The organism is Marinobacter sp. DSM 26671 (genome assembly GCF_900112835.1).
Lineage (GTDB): Bacteria > Pseudomonadota > Gammaproteobacteria > Pseudomonadales > Oleiphilaceae > Marinobacter > Marinobacter flavimaris.
In genome coordinates this window covers 1-1,392 of record NZ_FONF01000071.1, presented here as the reverse complement: position 1 = coordinate 1,392, position 1,392 = coordinate 1, and the positions used below count along the sequence as shown (strand labels likewise).

Sequence of the window (1,392 nt, the reverse complement as noted above, 5' to 3'; positions counted from 1 at the left end):
TGATCTGAAAAATCGAGGTTATTCAGGTTGTGAAGCAGTATTGGACTGGGTGATGGTGTTGCGGTTTAATAAGAAAGCAAACTAATAAGCTGTTAGGCTTAGTAAAACGAGAGGCACAAATGGACGATTGGTTAATTGTCGCAATAGTGATAGGAGTCATAATTGGTTTCCTAAGAGCTCTAGGCCCCACGGGTATCGCTGTTGTTTCACTTATTGCCATAGGTTGGTTTTACCTCCAATCAGACTCCCAGCAAGAATCAACAAGTTCTTCTGGTGCAGACCCCATAAAAATCGAAATTGGAAGTGGTGAGCATTTTGTTACAGCCTCAAAACTGAATGTACGCCTAGCGCCAAACAACGATGGAAAAATTACCAATGTCCTTGATAGAGGGCAGAGGGTCGAAGTATTTGAAACCAAGGGCAATTGGGCCAGAATCTCTGAGTATTATGATGGTGAAGTAGAACAATTATCTGGCGAGGTTGCTCGGTGGGTTTATGGTAAATATCTTTCCACGGAAAAACATCAAACAGAAACACTAACGAATTTAGGTGACCCGATTTTCGCAGCAATATCATCATCTGATGATTTTGAAGCGCATCAAGACGTATTTGTTTCCGCTTCAAAAACTCTAATCAATAACGGCAGGTGCCAACTTAGTGATTTCCAAGAGGTGGGCGGTTGGGTGAAATCGGTTATTAATCACAAATTAGAACCTGTGTATTTCACATATTGTGGCGGAATGACCAACGATAATCGTATTTATTTGAACGTAGAAAATGGCGAAACATTCAAGTAAGCCTAACAAGCGCATTCACTCGGACAATTTGCTCTGCTGCGCGCCGCAAATTCCCGGTGATGCGGGGCGTTAGTGGCTGTGGCTTCGGTCCTTTTGGGCTGCGGTGTGCCAGTGGCCTTGGTGCCGTGCTTGGTTGCCAAACCCGCATATTCTGGTGAGCACCAAGGCCGTCCGAATCCGCGTTCGGTTTGGTTGCATCAGTAAGCAAGAGTTTTGGCGGGAAATTCGGTGTTCACCGTGTGGGGTCGTCCGCCGAAAATTGGGTCTGGATCTGCTACCTTTGAGTTCAGGTTCATTCACCGCATCATTGGCGGTGTTTCAAACAGAGTGCATCGGCTCATGTCGGTGCCGGGTTACGGAGTAGGCCGTCAAGGTCAGTGCCAGGGAGCCGGCAGTGTCATTACCTGCCACTAACCAGTCGCTGTAGTACGCGGCCGATGGCCGCCGGACGCCCTTTTCATTGCGGCTTCGCCTCCATTACAAGGGCGCCGCTAAGCTTCGCGTTAGTTGGTAGTGCATTGTCCCTTGTGGGTGGCTGGGTTCTAAGGCCTTGGCCGAAAGCTGGCAGTAAAGCCGGACGGTTTATTGCTCTGCC

The 1,392-nt window shown here is 48.1% G+C and carries 1 protein-coding gene; it reads left to right on the top strand.

Annotated features, from left to right (window positions below):
* The first annotated feature begins 119 nt into the window (after window positions 1–119).
* Window positions 120–797, top strand: a complete 678-nt coding sequence (locus tag BM035_RS22180; protein WP_092034462.1) for an SH3 domain-containing protein — start codon at window positions 120–122, stop codon at window positions 795–797.
* Window positions 798–1,392: the final 595 nt, after the last annotated feature.

Excerpts from the sequence above, each read along its gene's own strand:
- BM035_RS22180 (WP_092034462.1), top strand. The coding sequence starts at position 120 with ATGGACGATTGGTTAATTGTCGCAATAGTGATAGGAGTCATAATTGGT.